This window comes from Alphaproteobacteria bacterium (assembly GCA_025800285.1).
GTDB lineage: Bacteria > Pseudomonadota > Alphaproteobacteria > JAOXRX01 > JAOXRX01 > JAOXRX01.
Map to the genome: position 1 here is coordinate 1 of JAOXRX010000050.1, position 647 is coordinate 647.

Consider the following 647-nt stretch of genomic DNA (forward strand, 5'->3'; position numbering starts at 1 on the left):
AGCATAGGTGTTAAAGAAAGAATGAAGTAAAGAAGGAAAAGAAGATGAAAACGTATAAAGTCTTACTTGCTGGTTCATTATTAGCAATTGGTTGTTTAACAGCTTTAATTGCTTCAATTAATGAAAAGAAAGAAGAACAAAAAATTATAAATTCTGTCCCTAAAATAGATAGATGGGAAACTAAAAATGAAGAGTTTAAAAAATTTTATCCAAGACAATTTGATTCATGGAAAAAAACAAAAGAAAGTGATGAGATTGAAGATATGTTAAAAAAATATCCTGAGTTGGCTGTTTTATGGGCAGGATATGGATTTGCTAAAGATTATAATGCTCCAAGAGGACACTTTTATGCTATTGAAGATAATAGAAATACATTAAGAACAGGAGCTCCTGTTGATGAAAAATCTGGTCCTATGCCAACTGCCTGTTGGACCTGTAAATCTCCTGATGTACCTAGAATTATGAATGAGCAAGGAGATTTAGAATATTATACAGGTAAATGGTCAAAATATGGTTCAGATATTGTTAATCCTATTGGCTGTGTTGATTGTCATAATCCAAAAACTATGGAATTATCAGTAAATAGACAATATTTAGATGATGGTTTAAAAGATGCTGGATTAACTCCTCTTGCTGATGCAAGTCAC

At 31.2% G+C, this 647-nt stretch carries 1 protein-coding gene; it reads left to right on the plus strand.

Features of this window, described 5'->3' with window-relative positions; all coding sequences use genetic code 11:
- Window positions 1–44: 44 nt before the first annotated feature.
- The coding region (locus tag OIF36_02675; GenBank protein ID MCV6599367.1) for an ammonia-forming cytochrome c nitrite reductase subunit c552 at window positions 45–647 on the plus strand (603 nt) is incomplete at its 3' end.